17 protein-coding genes and 3 pseudogenes are annotated in these 17,811 nt (G+C 67.4%); 13 read left to right on the top strand and 7 right to left on the bottom strand.

Annotated features, from left to right (window positions below; genetic code table 11):
- Nucleotides 1-137: 137 nt before the first annotated feature.
- Nucleotides 138-2,303: an MMPL family transporter gene (locus J7E88_RS16330; protein WP_215181632.1), complete on the top strand. Its 2,166-nt coding sequence runs from the start codon at nucleotides 138-140 to the stop codon at nucleotides 2,301-2,303.
- Nucleotides 2,304-2,539: 236 nt separating this feature from the next.
- Here J7E88_RS16330 and J7E88_RS16325 read toward each other — a convergent pair whose 3' ends face one another.
- Nucleotides 2,540-3,031 carry an SsgA family sporulation/cell division regulator gene (locus tag J7E88_RS16325; RefSeq protein ID WP_215181630.1) on the bottom strand — a complete coding sequence of 164 codons (492 nt, stop codon included), beginning with the start codon at nucleotides 3,029-3,031 and terminating at the stop codon, nucleotides 2,540-2,542.
- A 171-nt stretch (nucleotides 3,032-3,202) separates the two neighbouring features.
- On the opposite strand from J7E88_RS16325, the gene J7E88_RS16320 reads away from it, so the two are divergent.
- The 7 genes and pseudogenes from J7E88_RS16320 (at nucleotide 3,203) to J7E88_RS16290 (ending at nucleotide 8,995) form a co-directional block, all read left to right on the top strand.
- Complete coding sequence (locus J7E88_RS16320; RefSeq protein WP_215181628.1) at nucleotides 3,203-4,279, top strand: energy-coupling factor ABC transporter permease; 1,077 nt, start codon at nucleotides 3,203-3,205, stop codon at nucleotides 4,277-4,279.
- A 1-nt stretch (nucleotide 4,280) separates the two neighbouring features.
- Nucleotides 4,281-5,045: a cobalt ECF transporter T component CbiQ gene (cbiQ, locus tag J7E88_RS16315; RefSeq protein ID WP_215181627.1), complete on the top strand. Its 765-nt coding sequence runs from the start codon at nucleotides 4,281-4,283 to the stop codon at nucleotides 5,043-5,045.
- Entirely contained in the window at nucleotides 5,042-5,794 is a 753-nt protein-coding gene (locus tag J7E88_RS16310) for an energy-coupling factor ABC transporter ATP-binding protein (protein ID WP_374196284.1), read from the top strand. Before cbiQ ends, J7E88_RS16310 begins: the two co-directional genes overlap by 4 nt.
- Nucleotides 5,791-6,255 (top strand): MarR family winged helix-turn-helix transcriptional regulator, encoded by a 465-nt coding sequence (locus J7E88_RS16305; RefSeq protein ID WP_215181622.1) that lies wholly within the window; start codon nucleotides 5,791-5,793, stop codon nucleotides 6,253-6,255. Before J7E88_RS16310 ends, J7E88_RS16305 begins: the two co-directional genes overlap by 4 nt.
- 90 nt (nucleotides 6,256-6,345) lie before the next feature.
- A complete protein-coding gene (locus tag J7E88_RS16300) occupies nucleotides 6,346-6,813 on the top strand; it encodes an organic hydroperoxide resistance protein (protein ID WP_215181620.1) in 468 nt (155 codons plus the stop codon).
- 119 nt (nucleotides 6,814-6,932) lie between these two features.
- Complete coding sequence (locus tag J7E88_RS16295) at nucleotides 6,933-8,096, top strand: serine hydrolase domain-containing protein (protein WP_374196287.1); 1,164 nt, start codon at nucleotides 6,933-6,935, stop codon at nucleotides 8,094-8,096.
- Nucleotides 8,093-8,995: pseudogene (locus J7E88_RS16290) on the top strand (SDR family NAD(P)-dependent oxidoreductase). Before J7E88_RS16295 ends, J7E88_RS16290 begins: the two are co-directional and overlap by 4 nt.
- On the opposite strand, the gene J7E88_RS16285 reads toward J7E88_RS16290, so the two are convergent.
- From J7E88_RS16285 to J7E88_RS16275, 3 genes and pseudogenes are all read right to left on the bottom strand, one after another.
- Entirely contained in the window at nucleotides 8,919-9,716 is a 798-nt protein-coding gene (locus tag J7E88_RS16285; protein ID WP_215181734.1) for a DUF817 domain-containing protein, read from the bottom strand. The pseudogene J7E88_RS16290 and the gene J7E88_RS16285 sit on opposite strands and share 77 nt — an antisense overlap.
- Nucleotides 9,717-9,808: 92 nt before the next feature.
- Nucleotides 9,809-9,931 (bottom strand): annotated as a pseudogene (locus J7E88_RS16280) (EamA family transporter); the annotation flags it as partial.
- Nucleotides 9,932-10,045: 114 nt separating this feature from the next.
- Nucleotides 10,046-10,633, bottom strand: coding sequence for a flavoprotein (locus J7E88_RS16275; RefSeq protein WP_215181616.1), 588 nt, complete (start codon nucleotides 10,631-10,633; stop codon nucleotides 10,046-10,048).
- A gap of 133 nt (nucleotides 10,634-10,766) precedes the next feature.
- Between J7E88_RS16275 and J7E88_RS16270 the strand changes: the two genes are divergently transcribed.
- The 4 genes from J7E88_RS16270 (at nucleotide 10,767) to J7E88_RS16255 (ending at nucleotide 14,243) form a co-directional block, all read left to right on the top strand.
- Nucleotides 10,767-11,951: a helix-turn-helix transcriptional regulator gene (locus J7E88_RS16270; protein ID WP_215181613.1), complete on the top strand. Its 1,185-nt coding sequence runs from the start codon at nucleotides 10,767-10,769 to the stop codon at nucleotides 11,949-11,951.
- Between the two features lie 113 nt (nucleotides 11,952-12,064).
- Complete coding sequence (locus J7E88_RS16265; RefSeq protein WP_308307513.1) at nucleotides 12,065-12,484, top strand: ATP-binding protein; 420 nt, start codon at nucleotides 12,065-12,067, stop codon at nucleotides 12,482-12,484.
- Nucleotides 12,485-13,225: 741 nt separating this feature from the next.
- Nucleotides 13,226-13,513, top strand: a complete 288-nt coding sequence (locus J7E88_RS16260; protein WP_215181611.1) for a hypothetical protein — start codon at nucleotides 13,226-13,228, stop codon at nucleotides 13,511-13,513.
- Nucleotides 13,514-14,054: 541 nt separating this feature from the next.
- A complete protein-coding gene (locus J7E88_RS16255; protein ID WP_215181609.1) occupies nucleotides 14,055-14,243 on the top strand; it encodes a hypothetical protein in 189 nt (62 codons plus the stop codon).
- Between the two features lie 469 nt (nucleotides 14,244-14,712).
- Here the strand turns inward: J7E88_RS16255 and J7E88_RS16250 are convergent, their stop codons facing one another.
- The 3 genes from J7E88_RS16250 to J7E88_RS16240 are packed head-to-tail and all read right to left on the bottom strand — an operon-like array spanning nucleotide 14,713 to nucleotide 16,875.
- Entirely contained in the window at nucleotides 14,713-15,312 is a 600-nt protein-coding gene (locus J7E88_RS16250) for a response regulator (protein WP_215181607.1), read from the bottom strand.
- On the bottom strand, nucleotides 15,309-16,247 hold the full coding sequence (locus J7E88_RS16245; RefSeq protein ID WP_215181605.1) for a hypothetical protein: 939 nt from the start codon (nucleotides 16,245-16,247) through the stop codon (nucleotides 15,309-15,311). The genes J7E88_RS16250 and J7E88_RS16245 overlap by 4 nt, the downstream gene beginning before the upstream one ends.
- A 1-nt stretch (nucleotide 16,248) precedes the next feature.
- Nucleotides 16,249-16,875, bottom strand: a complete 627-nt coding sequence (locus J7E88_RS16240) for a hypothetical protein (protein ID WP_215181603.1) — start codon at nucleotides 16,873-16,875, stop codon at nucleotides 16,249-16,251.
- A gap of 416 nt (nucleotides 16,876-17,291) precedes the next feature.
- Here J7E88_RS16240 and J7E88_RS37425 point away from each other — a divergent pair.
- A pseudogene (locus J7E88_RS37425) lies at nucleotides 17,292-17,615 on the top strand (tyrosine-type recombinase/integrase); the annotation flags it as partial.
- Nucleotides 17,616-17,811: the final 196 nt, after the last annotated feature.

The raw sequence follows: 17,811 nt of genomic DNA, 5'->3' as shown, positions 1-17,811 counted from the left end.
GCCCCACTCCGCGGACCGTCCCCGTCTTCCCCGGATCACCAGCACGATCCGCTCATCCAGCACCACCTGACGCGCGCCGCTCTCGTCGTCGGGCCGGCTCCCCTGCCCTGTTCACCTCACACACGGGAGTAGCCCTCGTGGCCACGTTCCTCTATCAACTCGGACGGACCGCCTTCCGGCGCCGCCGTCTCGTCGCCCTGCTGTGGGTGGCGCTGCTCGTGCTCGCCGGGGCCGGTGCGGCCTCGGCGCCGACAGCCACGTCCTCGTCGTTCTCCATACCGGGCACGGAGGCCCAGAAGGCCTTCGACCTGCTGGAGGAGCGCTTCCCCGGCGGCAGCGCCGACGGAGCCACCGCCCGGGTCGTCTTCAAGGCGTCCGACGGCGAGAAGATGACCGACGCCGGCCCCAAGGAGGAGGTCGCGAAGGCGGTCACCGAGCTGAAGGCCGGCTCCGACCAGGTCGCGTCCGTCACCGATCCGTACACGGCGCAGGCCGTCTCGAAGGACGGCTCCACCGCGTACGTCTCCGTCACCTACAAGGTCAACTCCATGGAGCTGACCGACGCCACGCGCGAGGCCCTGGAGGAGACCGGCACCGAGGCGCGGGACGCCGGGCTGACCGTGGAGATCGGCGGCGACGCGCTCCAGACCATGCCCGAGCAGGGCGCCGGCGAGATCATCGGCGTGATCATCGCCGGCATCGTGCTGGTCATCACCTTCGGTTCGCTGGTCGCCGCCGGGCTGCCGCTGCTCACCGCGATCATCGGCGTCGGGATCGGCATCTCCACGATCACCGCGCTGGCGAGCGTTCTCGACCTCGGCAGCACCACCTCGACGCTGGCGATGATGATCGGCCTCGCGGTCGGCATCGACTACGCCCTCTTCATCGTCTCCCGCTACCGCGCCGAGCTGGCCGAGGGCCGCGAGCACGAGGAGGCGGCCGGACGGGCCGTCGGCACCGCGGGCTCCGCGGTCGTCTTCGCGGGCCTGACCGTCGTCATCGCCCTCGTCGGCCTCGCCGTCGTCAACATCCCGATGCTCAGCAAGATGGGCTTCGCCGCGGCGGGCACCGTCGTCATCGCCGTCCTCATCGCCCTCACGCTGATCCCCGCGCTGCTCGGCTTCGCGGGCAAGCGGGTGCTCGGCCGCAAGGTCCGCAAGGGCAAGGCGGTCTCCGACAAGCCCAATGCGGGCACTCGCTGGGCGCGTTTCGTGATCCGCCGCCCGGTCACCGTCCTGCTCGCCGGTGTCGTCGGCCTCGGCGCCGTCGCAGTGCCGGCCGCCTCACTGGAGGTCGGCCTGCCCGACGACGGCTCGCAGCCGGTCAGCACCACCCAGCGCAAGGCGTACGACCTGCTGTCCGACGGCTTCGGCCCCGGGTTCAACGGGCCGCTGATGGTCGTCGTCGACGGTGGCAAGAGCGCCGCGGACCGCACGGTCGAGGTCGTCAAGGGACTCGAAGGCGCCGTCGCGGTGACGCCGCCGTCCTTCAACAAGGCCGGGGACACCGCGGTCATCACCGTCGTCCCGAAGGACCGGCCGTCCTCGGTCGCCACCGAGGAACTGGTCCAGGAGATCCGGGACAAGAGCGGTGACGAGGTCCTGGTCACCGGTGCCACCGCGATGAACATCGACTTCTCGCAGAAGATGAACGACGCGTTGCTGCCGTACCTCGCGCTCGTCGTCGGCCTCGCCTTCCTGCTGCTGATGGTGGTCTTCCGATCGGTGCTCGTACCGCTCAAGGCCGCCCTCGGCTTCCTGCTCTCGGTCGTCGCGGCACTCGGCGCGGTCGTGGCGGTCTTCCAGTGGGGCTGGTTCGGTTCGCTGTTCGGTGTGGAGCAGACGGGCCCGATCATGTCCATGATGCCGATCTTCATGATCGGCGTGGTCTTCGGTCTCGCGATGGACTACGAGGTCTTCCTGGTGACCCGTATGCGGGAGGCGTACGTCCACGGCGAGCGGCCGGGCGAGGCCATCGTCACGGGGTTCCGGCACGGAGCCCGTGTGGTGGCCGCGGCGGCCGTCATCATGATCGCGGTCTTCTCCGGCTTCATCGGCTCCAGCGAGCAGATGGTCAAGATGATCGGCTTCGGCCTCGCGATCGCGGTGTTCTTCGACGCCTTCGTGGTCCGTATGGCGATCGTGCCGGCGGTGCTGGCGCTGCTCGGGCACAAGGCCTGGTGGCTGCCGCGCTGGCTCGACCGGGTGCTGCCCGACGTGGACGTGGAGGGCGAGAAGCTGCACAAGGAGCTCGCCGGGAAGCGGGGCGACCCGGACGAGGACCGCGACCTGGTCGGCGTCTGACGCCTTGAGGCTCCAGGGCTTCCGTGCGGCGCGGCCTGACCGCGCCGCACGGGGCCGGCGCGAGGTGAAGGGCATCGCACCGCCAGGAGCGAGTCCCGGAAGGGCGGCGGCACCGTGGGGACGGGGGCCGTCGTGAGAGAGGTGGCCGTATCCGCCGGATCAGGCGGACACGGCCACCTCTGTGTCTGCCCAGCGGCGCGCGGCCCGCTCCGAAAACCTGGCGTGCGGCGGGAGTGTCAGGTATGCGCCGGGGGCACCTCGGGCGCTACGGCCGGGGCGGGCTCCGGGGGCGTCGCGGGGGCTGGGGCCGGGGCAGGGGCTGTGGCTGCCGAGGCTTCCGCGGGCGGTGCTGCGGACGCGGAAAGAGCCTGCGTAGGCGCCCGGGCCGCCTGAGGCGCCGTGGCGGCCGCGTACGTATGGCGCAGGAAGCGGTTCAGCGTCTTCGCGTCGAACTGCACCACCGCGACCCCATCCCGCGTGTGGAACTCGACCACCGCCTGCACCCGGCCGCACGGCCAGACCTCGATGTCACCCCGCCTGACCGGTGCGTTCAGGCCGCTCTCCAGCACTTCGCGCGGGAAGGTCCACTCCTTGCCGCTGGGGAACGAGAAGCACACGGCCTGGGGGTCCTCGACGGGGTCGTAGCTGAGCGAGACGCTTACGGCGCGGTACTGAGGAGCGTCGCTGACGATTCGGCCTCGTGCGTGTTCCATGACGGCGGGGGACATGGCCTGCTCCTCACACTCGTCCGCTTTGTTCTCTAATGTCCCATATTTTGCTAGGGTGCACGCTCCGTTCGCCGGACGCACCAGCATCTGTGAGCCGTACGTTCTTGCAAATGGTTCGCAAGAGGGCCCTATCATTGGACGCTTATTCATCTGTCCGAAGCGGAGCTCTCCATGCATGTCCCCGACGGATTCATCAACGCACCCGTATCGGTGGCCGCCGGAGTCGTCGCCGCCGGCGCGGTCGCGGTCAGCCTCCGCGGCGCCCGTCGCGAGCTGGGCGGGACCTCCGTCGCGCTCGTCGGCGCCGAGCGCACCGCACCGCTCGCCGGCCTCGTCGCCGCGTTCGTCTTCGCGGTGCAGATGCTGAACTTCCCCGTCGCGGCCGGCACCAGCGGCCATCTGCTGGGCGGCGCGCTCGCGGCGATCCTCGTCGGGCCGTTCACGGGCGTCCTGTGCATAGCCGTGGTGCTGCTGATGCAGGGCATCCTCTTCGCCGACGGCGGCCTCACGGCCCTCGGGGTCAACATCACGGTCATGGGCGTCGTCACCGTCCTCGTCGCCTACGGCCTCTTCCGCGGCCTGGTCCTGGTCCTGCCGCGCACCCGGCGCTCGGTGACCGTCGCCTCCTTCGCCGCGGCACTGGTCTCCGTGCCGGCGGCCGCCGCCGCGTTCACCCTGCTCTACGCGGTCGGCGGGCTGACCGATGTGCCGATCGGCTCGGTCCTCACCGCGATGGTCGGCGTCCATGTCCTGATCGGCATCGGCGAGGCCGTGATCACCATGCTGACTGTGGGCGCCGTCCTCGCCGTGCGGCCCGACCTCGTGTACGGCGCGCGCGGGCTTGCCGCACCGCTGAAGCTCCGCGTGGGCGGCGAGCTCGTCGACGCCGCCCCGGCCGAGCCCGCCCGCGTGGCCGCCGCCTCGCCGCGCAAGGTGTGGCTGACCGGTCTGGTGACGGCGTTCGTGCTGGCCGGGTTCGTCTCGTTCTACGCCTCCGCGAGCCCCGACGGCCTGGAGAAGGTCGCCGCCGACAAGGGCATCGACAAGACCGTCGAGGAGCACGCCGCGGCCGGCTCGCCGCTCGCCGACTACGGCATCGAGGAGATCGCCGACGCCCGTCTGTCGGGCGGCCTCGCCGGCGTCATCGGCGTCGGCGCGACGGTCGTCGCCGGCACCGGAGTGTTCTACGCGGTGCGCCGCCGGCGCGCGGACGGCGACCGGGACACCGCCGTGCGGAGCTCCGTCTGACATGGGCGCGGGTCACTCGCACAAGCTCTACCGGCACGGGCACTCACCGGTCCACGCGCTGCCCGCCCACTGCAAGCTGCTCGCCGTCCTGTGCTTCGTGCTCGTGGTCGTCTCGACCCCGCGCGAGGCCGTCTGGGCCTTCGGTGTGTACGCGGTGCTGCTCGCAGCGGTCGCCGCGGTGGCCCGGATTCCGGCGGGCTTCGCGCTCAAGAGGCTGCTGATCGAGATCCCGTTCGTGGCCTTCGCCCTGCTGATGCCCTTCGTCGTCCCGGGCGAGCGGACCGAGGTGCTCGGCGTGGCGCTGAGCGTCCCGGGCCTGTGGGGTGCGTGGAACATCCTCGCCAAGGGCACGCTCGGTGTCGCCGCCTCCGTGCTCCTCGCCTCGACGACAGAGCTGCGGTCGGTCCTGCTCGGCCTGCAGCGGCTGCGGCTGCCGTCGCTGCTGGTCCAGATCGCGTCGTTCATGGTCCGCTACGGCGACGTCATCGCCGACGAGATGCGGCGGATGTCGATCGCCCGCCGCTCGCGCGGCTTCGAGGCGAGCGGCGTGCGCCACTGGGGCGTACTGGCCAAGTCGGCGGGCGCCTTGTTCATCCGCTCCTACGAGCGCGGTGAGCGGGTGCACCTGGCCATGGTGAGCCGGGGATACACCGGGACCATGCCGGTCCTGAACGACGTGCGCGCCACCGCCGCCCAGTGGTCGTACGCCGCCGCACTGCCCGTGACCGCGCTCGCGGTCTGTCTGCTGGGATGGACGACGTCATGACGACCCCTTCACTTCAGGTGCGCGGGCTCGCGTACGCCTACCCCGACGGGCACCAGGCGCTCTTCGGCGTCGACCTGACGGTCGGGCGCGGCGAGCGGGTCGCCCTCCTCGGCCCCAACGGCGCCGGCAAGACCACGCTGGTGCTCCACCTCAACGGCATCCTGGGCGGCGGGGTCGGCACGGTCGCCGTGGCCGGCCTGCCCGTGGCCAAGGCCCATCTCGCGGAGATCCGCCGCCGGGTCGGCATCGTCTTCCAGGACCCGGACGACCAACTGTTCATGCCGACGGTCCGCGAGGACGTCGCCTTCGGGCCCGCCGCCTCGGGCCTGCGCGGCGCGGAGCTGGAGCACCGGGTCACGACCGCGCTGGAACAGGTCGGCATGGCGTCCTTCGCGGACCGGCCGCCGCACCATCTGTCGTTCGGGCAGCGCCGCCGCGTCGCTGTCGCGACCGTGCTCGCGATGGAGCCGGAGATCCTGGTCCTGGACGAGCCCTCGTCCAACCTCGACCCGGCGTCCCGCCGCGAACTGGCGGACATCCTGCGGTCGTTGGACGTGACGGTGCTGATGGTCACGCACGACCTGCCGTACGCGCTGGAGCTGTGTCCCCGCTCGGTGGTCCTCAGTGACGGGGTCATCGCCGCGGACGGCGCGACGCAGGATCTGCTGAGCGACGAGGACCTGATGCGGACCCACCGGCTGGAGCTGCCCTTCGGCTTCGACCCGAAGTCCGTGACAATGGGCGCGTGAACCGCATCGACGAGACCCCGACAGGGACGGCCGCCGCATCGCTGCTGCTCGACGACCAGCTGTGCTTCGCGCTGTACGCGGCCCAGCGCGCGGTGACGGCCGCCTACCGGCCGCTGCTGACCGAGCTGGGGCTGACGTATCCGCAGTACCTGGCGATGCTGGTCCTCTGGGAGCGCGGCGAGGTCCCGGTCAAGGAGCTGGGCGCCGCGCTGCGGCTGGACTACGGCACCGTCTCGCCGCTGCTCAAGCGGCTGGAGGCGGCGGGGCTCGTACGGCGGGAGCGCTCGGCGGCCGACGAGCGCTCGGTGCTGCTGGTGCTCACCGACGAGGGCCGGGCGCTGCGGGAGCGGGCCGAGCGGGTGCCGGAGCAGCTGATCCGCAGCACCGGTCTGGGGGCCGCGGAGATCGCACAACTGCGGGGCGAACTGCACCGGTTGGCCGAGGCGGCGGACCCTGGCTGATCGGCTACCTCGGAGTAACAACTAGCCCTGGATTCCGATACATTGTGCGCGATGTAAATGCAGCGGCTCACTGACCCCGGGGAACGCACCATGAGCGAGCAGGCCGACGCCTCCGTCCACTTCGACACCTCCGACACCCGGCCCACGAAGATCATGTATGTGGCGGAGGCCACGGCCCACGGCGGCCGGGACGGCTATGTGACGAGCCACGACGGCCGGATCGACCTGCGCCTCGCCATGCCGCCCGCGCTCGGCGGCGACGGCAACGGCACCAACCCGGAACAGCTCTTCGCGGCCGGCTACAGCTCCTGCTTCCACAACGCCCTGGTACTCGTCGGCCGCCGCGCCGGACTCGACCTCACCGGCTCGGCCGTCGCCGCCAAAGTGGGCATCGGCCCCAACAGGGCCAGGGGATACGGGCTCGCGGTCGCCCTCAACGTCTCGCTCCCGCTCGTCGACCAGGACCTCGCCGCACGGCTCGTGACCGCCGCCCACCAGGTCTGCCCGTACTCCAACGCCACCCGCGACAACATCGACGTCTCCATCATCCTGAGCTGACGCCCCGACTGGGGGCACCTCCCAGGCCGAAGGCTCTGGGGGAGTGCGCCCCCGGGATCGGGGCGGTCTGGACCACGTTGCACCATGGGGGGATGGACGGCAGCGAAGGAGCAGACGTGGTGGACGTCCGGGGTACGGTGGCGGACGGCTTCGAAGCGGTCGCGGACGCCTTCGTACGCAACTTCGAGCAGCGCGGGGAGCGCGGCGCGGCGGTCGCCGTCTACCGAGACGGCCGCAAGGTCGTCGACCTGTGGGCGGGCACCCGGGACGTGGACGGCCACGAACCGTGGGCCGTCGACACCGCCCAGGTCGTCCGCTCGGCGACCAAGGGAGTCGCCGCGGCCGTCGTCCTGCTGCTCCACCAGCGCGGCCAGATCGACCTTGACGCGCCGGTCGGCACGTACTGGCCGGAGTTCAAGGCGGCGGGCAAGGAGCGCGTCCTCGTACGCCACCTGCTCGCGCACCGCGCCGGACTGCCCGTGCTGGACCGGCCCCTCACCGCGGCCGAGGCCGAGGACGGCACGAGCGGCCCCGCCGCCCTCGCCGCCCAGGCACCGGCCTGGGAGCCCGGCACCGCGCACGGGTACCACGCGCAGACCTACAGCTGGCTGCTCGGCGAATTGGTGCGCAGGGTCACCGGCCGCACCATCGGCCGCTGGGTCGCCGAGGAGATCGCCCGCCCGCTCGCCCTCGACTTCTGGATAGGTCTGCCGGCGGACGAGACCCACCGCGTCGGCCGCCTGGGCCCCGTCGCCGAGCCGGAGACCGCCCAGGGCGGCGGCCTGAGGCTCCGCCCCAAGCGCTCCGTCTCCGAGGCCTACCGGGACCCCTCGTCCCTGACCCGCCGCGCCTTCGGCGCCATCGACCCGGCGCCCGACGAGAACAGCGCCGCCTTCCGCGCCGCCGAACTCCCCGCCTCCAACGGCATCTCCACCGCCCGCGCCCTCGCCCGTTTCTACGCCGCAACCATCGGCCAGGTCGACGGCGGGGCGCGGCTGTTCGCCCCGGCCACCCTCACCCTCGCCCGTACCGAGGAGTCCTCGGGGCCCGACCGGGTGCTCGTGGTGCCCACCCGCTTCGGCCTCGGCTACATGCTGCACGGCCCCGCCTCGCCGCTGCTGGGCCCCGGCTCCTTCGGCCACCCCGGCCGCGGCGGCTCCCTCGGCTTCGCAGACCCCGAGTCGGGCATCGCGCTGGGCTACGCGACGAACGGCATGCGCAAGGGCGTCACCGCCGACCCCCGTGCGCAGGCGCTGATCAGGGCGGTACGTTCGGCGCTTTGAATCGTTTCGAGGGGCACGGCGTACTGATCACCGGTGCGGGCCGCGGGATCGGCACGGCCACCGCCCGGCGTCTCGCCTCGGAGGGCGCCCGCGTCCTCGTCACCGACATCGACGCGGACGCCGCCGAGGAGACCGCCGCGCCCATCGACGGCGCGGAGCCCTTCCCCTGCGACGTGGGCGACGGCGGCTCGGTCGAAGCAGCCGTCGCGTAGGCCGCCGAGCGCTTCGGCACCCTCGACGTACTGGTGGACAACGCGCTCTCCGCCACGCGGGACACCGAGCCGTTGGAGGACATGCCCGACGACGCCTGGGACCGCGACCTGGACATCTGTCTGAGCGGCACCTTCCGTTGCCGCCGGCTGAGCGGCGCCTTCCGTTGCTGCCGGGCAGCGCTGCCGCATCTCGCCGCGGGCGGCCGCGGGGCGATCGTCAACATCGGCTCGGTCAACGGCGAGCAGTCCTTCGGCGGCCACGCCTACAGCGCAGCCTGGGGGCACCTCCCATGCCCCCTTGGGGGCTATGGGGGAGGGCCTCGCCTCCCTCCCCCTCACCCTCGCCGCCGACGCGGCTCCGCGCGGCCTCCGCGTCAACCAAATCCACCCCGGCACCGTGCGCACCCGCGCCTGGCACGGCCGCGAGGCCGAACTTCAGGCGCTGCGCGAGCTCTGCCCTCCCCCATAGCCCCGAGGGGGGCATGGGTGGTACCCCCATGGCCGGGTCGGTGAGCCGGAGGACATCGCGGCCGCCGTGGCCTTACTCGCCTCCCGCGACGCGGCCTGGATCACGGGTACGACGCTCCGGGGCGACGGCGACTGCTCGCGGTCAACTCCGGCTTCCAGCAGTTGCGCGCCCGGGGGACAGCGAGCGACGAGCCGCCGCGGCCGCCGGCACGAACGTGACCGTGATCAGCAGCGCCCACGCCCCGAACTTGGCCAGGGACACCGGCTGCCAGCCCCCGAGCTGGTCCGGATAGCTCCAGGCCCCGGCGTACGTCGCCACGTTCTCGGCGACCCAGAGGAAGAAACCGATCAGCACGAAGGAGAGGGCGAGCGGCATCCGGTGGTCCTGCTCGCCCACCCGGAACCGCACCCACGTCCCCGCGGTCGCGCACAGCACCAGCGCGGCGAGCACCCAGCGGGCGTCGGGCAGCCAGTGGTGGCTGAAGAAGTTCACGTAGACGGCGACCGCGAGCACCGCCATGAGCCGGGGCCGGTAGCCGGTCAGGCGCAGATCGAACAGACGCCAGGCCCGGCAGAGGTAACTGCCCACGGCCGCGTACATGAAGCCGCTGTACAGCGGCACGCCCCCGATCTTGGTGAGCGCGTCCTCCGGGTAACTCCACGACCCCATCTGCACTTTGACCAGCTCGAAGAGCAGCCCGACGAGATGGCAGCAAGTGATCACGGCGGTGTCGCGGGCGCTGTCCCAGCCGACCTTCCTGGCGAGCACGGCCAGTGCGATCCCGTAGAGGAGCAGCAGGTCGTAGCGGGCGATGGGCAGTTCGGGCAGCCGCCCCGAGACGGCGATGCCGCCGACGAGCGCGACGGCGAAAGCGCAGCAGCGTGCCTCCAGCAGACCGAAGCGGAGCAGCTGGCGTATCCCCTTGGTGATCGTCCCCATGTCCGGGATGGACGCGTCGGGCACGCACCCGGTTTCCCAACGGGTGGCAGGCCCGGGTTTACGGCTGCCCGCACCGGCTCGGCTCGCGGGGGTCAACCCGCCTTGAGCATCAGGCCGATGCCGAGCACCATCAGGCACGCCGCCGCGACCCGCGGCGCGCCGAACCGCTCCTTGAACAGCAGCGCGCCGATCGCCGCGCCCACGATGATCGATGTCAATCCTTGCTGAAGCAGTAATTGGTTGCCTGGTCAGCCCGGGGTGGGACGCCGGTCCGTCGCAGGCGGGGCCAATTGATGCAACAGGACCGGTAGCCACCTTGCGACTGTGGGTCAGGGGGAACGCTGATCGGTGGACCGTGTGCCACCCGCATCGCCTCGGCTGACGAATGACTCTGCGGCGGCGAGGGCGAGGTGCCACGGGTACGCGTCGGGTTGGCCTTCACCCGGCTTGTTCGGAACGAACCCGCCTTCCCCGTAGAGCACGTGAACGCCCATGGCGCGCAGGCTCGCAATACTCAGGTTGAACTGCGTGTGCTGTACGAACGCGGCGTTGACGCAGGGCATCGTGATCACGGGGATGTCCTTGCCGGTTCCCTCGGCCACGAATCCGACCACGAACTTCTCTGTGATCCCCAGAGCCCATTGATTGATCGTGTTGAACGTCGCAGGGGCCAGTACGGCAACGTCCGCCGGCGGCCACACGTCGGGGTCCTTGGGCAGCTTGTATCTGCTGCGCACCGGGTGCCCGGTCAGCTCCTCCAGGGCGGGCAGTTGGTCGTCCAGCCAGAGGGCGGCGGTGGGCGTCAGCCCCAGACAGACATCCCACCCGGCCGTCTGGGCCTTCTCGATGACCCCGGCGACATTGAGCACGGGAGGGGCCGCACTGCCCAGCAAGTATAGGACTCGGTTCGCAGTCATGACCGCAGTTCACCTTGGACATTCAGGCTCACGCAACTGCAGATGGCTGAGCCCTTCGAGACGGTTCGCCATTCCCACTACTGGTAGGGCGGGTAGCGTTTCCTGGGAGCGCGCCACGGAATGGAGCCCTGAAATGCCTGTCACCGAAGGTGAGCACACAGGCGCCCGGATCGCGTACCACCGCAAGCGGGCCGGGCTGACCCAACGCGGGCTGGCTCAGAAGATCCCGTACTCGTACAGCCTGCTCATTCAGGTCGAGAGCGGCCACAAGCCCGCGAGTCCGGACTTGGTCGCCACGGTCGCCAAGGTGCTGTGTGTCGACGTCACGTCGCTGACCGGTCAGCCATACGTGACCGAACTCCAGCAGGATCGGCTGGCGGAACTGGTCCGGCCCATCAGGGAAGCACTGGATCTCTACGATCTGGGGCCAGATCCCGCGATCACGCCCCGCCCCACGCCTCAGCTCGTGGCGGCGGCCGAGAAGCTGTGCCGCCTGGTGCGGGCGACGAAGCTCCATGACGCTGCGCTCGAACTTCCCGATGTCATCGCCGAGGTCACCACTGCCGCCTACCGTGCGCCGTCTTCTGAAATCTGGGCGGCGCTGTCCAGCACGTATCGCACCGCTCACGACGTGACCGTGAAACTCGGCTACTACGACTTGTCCACCGTGGCGCTCGACCGCATGGACTGGGCCGCGTCGCGTGCGTCTGATCCCTTGCTGGCGGCGGTCCGGCAGTACATGCGGGCGCTGGTGTACTTCCGGGAAGGTGAGTACACCATCGGCCAGCGTCTCATCGTGGCTGGTCAGAACACCTTGGGTCAGGCCCCGTCCTCTCGGGAACGGTTCGCCGTGGCCGGTCAGCTCCACCTCGGAGCTTCGATCATCGCCGCACGCGCCCATGACCACAGCGAGGTCACAGCCCATCTGGCCGAGGCACGCGCGTACGCGTCCCGTGTAGGCGAAGCGTCCGATGTGCTGTGGTTGTCGTTCGGTCCGACCAACGTGAGGGTTCACGCGGTGTCGGCCCATATCGAGATGGGCGAATTCGGCGAGGCATTGCGCCAAGCCGAAGACGTGCGCATCCCGAATGACTGGGCGGTGTCCCGGGCTTCCCACTTCCACGTGGACCGGGCTCGCGTCCAGATGGAGGCCGGCCGCACCGAGGCTGCGCTGAAGTCGCTCATCACAGCGCGACGGTTGGCTCCACAGCAGACCCGCTATCACGCGGGAGCTCGGGAGACTATCCGTGGCCTCGTGCATCTGGCTCGACGCACTCCCGACACCCTCGATCACCTCGCCGCCTGGGTGGGGCTGTAGGACTCTCACACCTGGCCCCTGACTTTCACTGAACTGTGAAAGTCGGGGGCTTTGTCTGTCGCCAGCATGGTTGAACAGCCGGTTTACCGATCACCGGAACCGAGGTGGGCGACATGCAGCCGAAAGAGCCGCCAATGGTGCGGCGTTGGACTCGCCATCCTGCGAGTGTTGGAAGAGCGCGTTCCGAATTAAGGAAAGCACTGGCCAACTGGTGCCTCAACGCAGTAGAGGACGCGGCGCTCCTGGTGCTGTCTGAGCTGGTGACCAATGCGGTTCGGCATGCACACGTTTCTCCGGGCCGCGAGATCGAGACCCGATATCTGCGTGAGGCAGACGGCGTCCGCATCGAGGTTCACGACGCGGCTGACGAACGTCCCGCAGCGCGCGTGCCCGAAGAGTCAGGCGGCTGGGGTCTTGGCCTCGTCGACACGCTGGCCGACCGCTGGGGCGTCGACAAACGGGATGGGGTCGGCAAGTCGGTCTGGGCCGTGGTGATCGCCCCCGCCGGAGATGAGGCGCGATGGATCGGGTGATGGCGCTACGAGTGCGGCGGGGGGACTGGGTGTGCGCGCACGGACAGTGGCGGGAAGTCAAAGCGGTTCGATCCGACCGGTACGCCTCGGGCGGTTCCCAAGTGGTTCTGGTCTTCAACGCGAGTCCTGCGCTGCGGGTGAATGCGGCCGATGTGCTGCCGGTTGATCGCCATGGACGAACTCTGCGAATCAAGCCGAAAGGAAGGCGTATGTGATGGCGGCAAGGACGGTGTTGCGCTTCGTGGACTGGGTGTTGCAGCCCGACGCTTCTGGAAGCGGCCCAATCTTCGAGGCCGAGTGCACGACGTGCCAGGAGTCATCAGGAGCCGCTGACAGCAAAGAGAAGCCGGAGGTGTGGTGCCTGCGGCATGCGGGCCGTTCCGGGCACACGGGCTTTCGGGCCGTGATGACCACGTTCTTCCGAGCAACGCGAGCTGAGTGCGGCGGTGCCGACTCATGAAACAGCGGCTATTCGCGTTCGGGATCGTCGTCTTCTGGACCGCGTTGTACGTGCCGTTGGCGGTGATCAGCGATCCCTGCTTGCGCACCCTTTAACTTCCGGCCCTTGTGAGCCGGTTGCGGGCCGGACCGCCCCTCTCGCCTGGACAGCATGTGGGGCGGCCCGGTTCGGGATGCAGATGCAACCCGGTGCCGATGGTACCGGGGTCTTCGTCGTGCTCACGCCCGATGATCCCCGATCGTCAGAGTCAAGCCAGTGCACGGGGAAAGGACTTGAGACAGATGCACCACCCAGAGGACGCGGGTTTCGAGGACGAATCGTTCGACCCTGACGCGGTGGTTTGGGTACGTGGCGTGGACTACGTGGCGGGCTGGCGGGACGCGACTGATGCCGGTACCGAGCTGGCGGATGCGTTGGCGGCGGCCGGGTTCGACACGACTGGGCTCGAATGGCAGGCCAAGGCGAATGCGGACGGATCCGGCGCGGTGCGCCTGGTCCTGTCGGCGGCGGTGGCTCATGACGTGGCGGCACTGGTGCGTGTGATAGCTCGGCTGGGCAAGGCCAGCTGAGGCGGTGGACTGCATGCGGGGACCAAGGACGGGTGTCGCAGCCTGCTCTGTCAGGCGCTCTTCGGCTTGCGACCGCCGTTGAGCCCACCCACCCAGGCGGCCGCTATGAAGGCCGCCGCGACAACTATCCGCCACTGCTCAGTCATGAGGTCCATCATGCTCACCGCTCGTTTCCTCCAACGCCTCCCACTGGGTTCGCCTGCCACTGGATGCACCATCGGCGGAGCGGTGGCTGAGGTCTGCTGGGCTGGTCACTGATGATCTCCGCGTGGTGTCGCCGGACGTTTCGAAAGGGCCGCAGTTCAGGCCCCGCGCAAACCGCGACATCACGTCTGGAATCTCAGCAGTCGGTCCTCTGGCGATGTTGTCGATCGGCTGTGGTCACTTCGCTGCTGCACTCGCGCCGCTCTGGAGCCCGTCTGGTTCCTAGCCGTTTCGACCGTGGCGTGCTGAGTGGCTGCCCTTCGCGCCCACCCCGCACATGCGCCCGCCGGACACTCCGTCCGGCTTGGAGGACGGTATCCGGGGAAGTCGCTTCTCCATGGGTAACGGAGACAACCGGCGACATCAGCAACACAATGAACCTTTAGCCGTTGGCCTGGCCTGGATCCTGCTGGTCGGCCTGGTCCTCGTCTTGCAGGGCATGGCCGGCCCTTGGGTGGCCTTCGCCTTGGTGACACTCCCCGCGGTGGTCTTCATTGCGGTGAAGGAGCTGCGGGACAGAGATTAGCTTTTCTGCGGTCGTAGGCCGCCGGAGATCACTGCCTTGTAACGGTGGTCCTTACTGGTCACCGTGCGTTCCCGCGACCAACTCGCTTGCCAACTGTGTGGTGGGCTCGGGGGCCTCGAACGGAGCCGTTCACCTGCGTTCATGGGCGGCCGGTCGGGGGGAGCGGCCACCGCCTTCGGTCTCGTCTGAACGGCCGTGAACGGCGCTGAATGAGACGGAAACTGAGACGGACGACGGGGCCGGACTCGGGGGACTCGCCGCGGCGAGGTTGTCCTCGGCAAGGGTGTGCAGGGGCAGACTCTCTGGTGCGGTCATCGTACCGATTTCCTTCGAGCTTCGACATCTCGAAGATCAGCCGGTGGCCGTTCATCTATGCGGGCACCATCCTGATGCCGGAGCAAACCCCCGGATCAGGTCGAACCCGTACACCACTTCTCAGGACGCAACCCCATATGGTCATGCCTGCGGATCAAGGCGCACTTGCCCGTTCGTTGAGTGCCGCATGTATCAGTCCGGCAGGTGTGTCTACCACTGCCCGCGCTCCTGCGTTGATGAACTGATCCCGTATCTCAGCGGCCCCCATCGTGTAGGCGATTACCGGGATTTCTGGTTTGACTCGCTGAAGCTCTTTCAGGAGAGTCATGCCGGCGTCTGCGTCAGACTCTCTGTGCACGTCAGTAACAACAAACGAGAAATCCAGATTGTTGAAATAGAACATGCCAGCATCGGTTGAAGTAGCTTTCGTGACTAGGAGTCCAAGCTGCTCCAACGCCAGCGTTTCGTAGAGGTTGTTGTCTGGATTGTCATCGACCCATAGCACCCGCGCCACGCGGGCCGTTTTCGTCTGCTCTATCTCTTGAAGAACTGGCTGTACGTCACGATCGCCTCGTTGCTCGGCAGCCTTGACGATGGCCTTCTTGGCTTCATTTCTGTTCTTTTCTCCTACCTTGATCTCTAGATCGATTAGTTGCGCCATCGATATTCTCGCATTCCCGCCCCTAAAGAAGAGAAGGGAACATACAAGCACAAGAAGGACGATTGTCAAGATAAGTGTCTGAAGTCCGGTCATGGTGCTGCTCCAGAAGGACCGCTACGTGTAACCTCTAGGGCGACTTCAAGCTGTACGCGTCCCAAAGGGTGAATCTTGGGAAGCTGCAACTCCAGCGAACGACCAAAGGTGCGAATTCCAAGGATTCGCGCGGCACTCACAACGATTCCCGTCATGTCGACGTCTACTATGTCAATTGGCGATGCCGCGTTGCGCCAGCAATATTCATTCGCCATCGCCAGTTCAGCCGACTCGGCGTATTTCTGGCCCATCTCTGCCAGGTGTTCGGCCACTACCGCGGCGCCTTCTCCTCCATCACGCGTCAGAGCCTCGGAGACTGCCCAAAATCGCCGAATTGGGGTCCCCAGGGCACCCACAGGCGTCACGCCCACTCTGTGAGGTGATTCCAATATGATCTGCCGCAGAGGCCTACGGAATTCTGAAGATACAAGAGGTGAAGAAACCGCTGCCATGACAAGATATGCCTGCTGCTGTGGATGTATGAGTGTCGCCGGTATACCGCCCCTGTTTTGTGTGTCCTTTCGACTGCCCTCCAGTCTATTCAGGCGTACCACGTCTTCAATCCATTCACCGAAACCCGATATGGGTGGATCCTCGAACCACGGACCGGCGATAACCTTCAAGAAATTACCGAAAGGATAGCTCAACTCGTGGAGCAACGTTCCGCATCGGTCGAGGAGGGTCAGGGCTCTATTCGGATCGAATAGCATCGCCCACTCGGAGGCTACTCTCAAAGCCGATGCTGCATCACTCAACACCATCCATCTGCTGCTATCACTATCCGGAGCGTTCTGGGTGGTGGATGATGAGATGTCCTCACTGCCCAGAGAATCGAGTTCAGCTAGACATGAATTTGCATAGGACTCAAAGAATTCGACTGCGGAAGAAACCCTTTCTGGGTCAATCCGCATATCGCGAACATGAGACATACTCATGTCAAATCAACTGCCTCACGTTGGAAAGCATCTCGGGAAGGGTGAAGCGTGGATTGCGGTGGAGCCACTCCCTTCTCAATATGCTTGCGCTTTGATTCCACGCCCACTTTTCGCAGCCCATGATTTGATTGTCCGGAATGACAATCTTAGCCGTTATCTCGCCCTCGGTCTGGTAAGCGGAGTAGCGTCGATACGTATTAAGGTCTCTCGGTTCTTCTGCTACCCCCTCAATTTCAACTGCGCGGCGAGGGGCGACTACGACCCAGCAGAGGTAGAGATAACACTGATCCCTACGTCCGAAATCCGTTCCAAACCAGAGTGCAGTCATGCGTGCGCGGTGAACGATGTTCGTCTGCGCTGCCGCGTCACGTTCCACGGTGCCAGCCGACAAGGAGATAAAAGGAGTGTCGATATTAAACGGGGCACCCGTAGCCGGGTCCGGGGTTGTGAAATGATTTATGTGGAGATCGAGATTCTGTGGAGTCAGCTTATCCCTGATCCAGTTAGGGGAGATAGCTCCGACACGCCGCCACCAGTTGCAACAGATTCCGCGGTTAGAATCTATTAGGTCTCTTGCGTCTTGATCGTTTTCAAGTGCAAGCCCCTTCACGCACCACTGGACGATCATCTTCAGTCACTCCCAAGGTTGGACTTAACTGCCGCAGGGAGAATCTCAAGACCCGAAGCGGCTCACGAGTCATCAGCAGTTTTGACGGGCGTCAATCTACGTGGCGGGTGCGTAATTGACTCGCCGTTTTGATCACGCGAGGTCTGCGATCTTTGTGGTCTGCTGTCTCCTGGGAGACTGCACAGGAAGGCGCGGCGCTTCCGGGAGGTGGTCCACTCCAAACACACTTCAATTCTGCACCAAGCGTCCGTGTTTGTCGCATTGAGTTATGTACTTACGAAGGGAAATTGAATAGGTGATAGTCGAAGGTTCAGGCACATCGCCATCCAGAGTTCGCAGAGTTTGAGTCGGTGCGGTAGTGAGTCTCAGCCGCCGCAGAATCCTGGACAGGCGGCAAGCTGCTCTTAAGCCATTGCCTCTGCATCGCAGCCCTGTGCTGGCACCGCATGCGGCAGATGGACGCTCGCGCCACAGCGGGGGAGAGGTGGCAGCAGTCGGACTACGTCCTCTCCACCCGCACCGGCCGCCCCGTCGAGTCGCGCAACGTGTACCGCTCCTTCACCCGGGTCGCTGACTCTGCCGGCATGCGCGTGATCCGTCTGCATGACGCCCGGCACGGCTGCGCGACGCTGCTCACTACGACTGGGGTCGCTCCCCGTGTCGTTATGGAGATCCTCGGACAGAGGCAGATCAGCATCACGATGGACGTCTACACGCACGTCGTCCACGACACCCAGCGATTACCCGTGGCTCCCCGCCTGATCTGGCGCGGTTGTGGCACGGCCTACCTCCTCGATGTGAACTATGGGCGGGAGGTCCATCGAACTTGTCAGTCGGTTGCTGGGGGTTCCGTGAGGTCAGCTGCGGTTGCTGTACTCCGCTGCTGTACAGCTTGCGCGGCATGCCGCGCATGCACGAGGTTTTGCCGGGCGGTAA

The organism is Streptomyces sp. ISL-10, assembly GCF_018614575.1.
In the GTDB taxonomy this organism is placed as follows: domain Bacteria; phylum Actinomycetota; class Actinomycetes; order Streptomycetales; family Streptomycetaceae; genus Streptomyces.
This window is presented reverse-complemented; position numbering and strand designations above follow the sequence as displayed.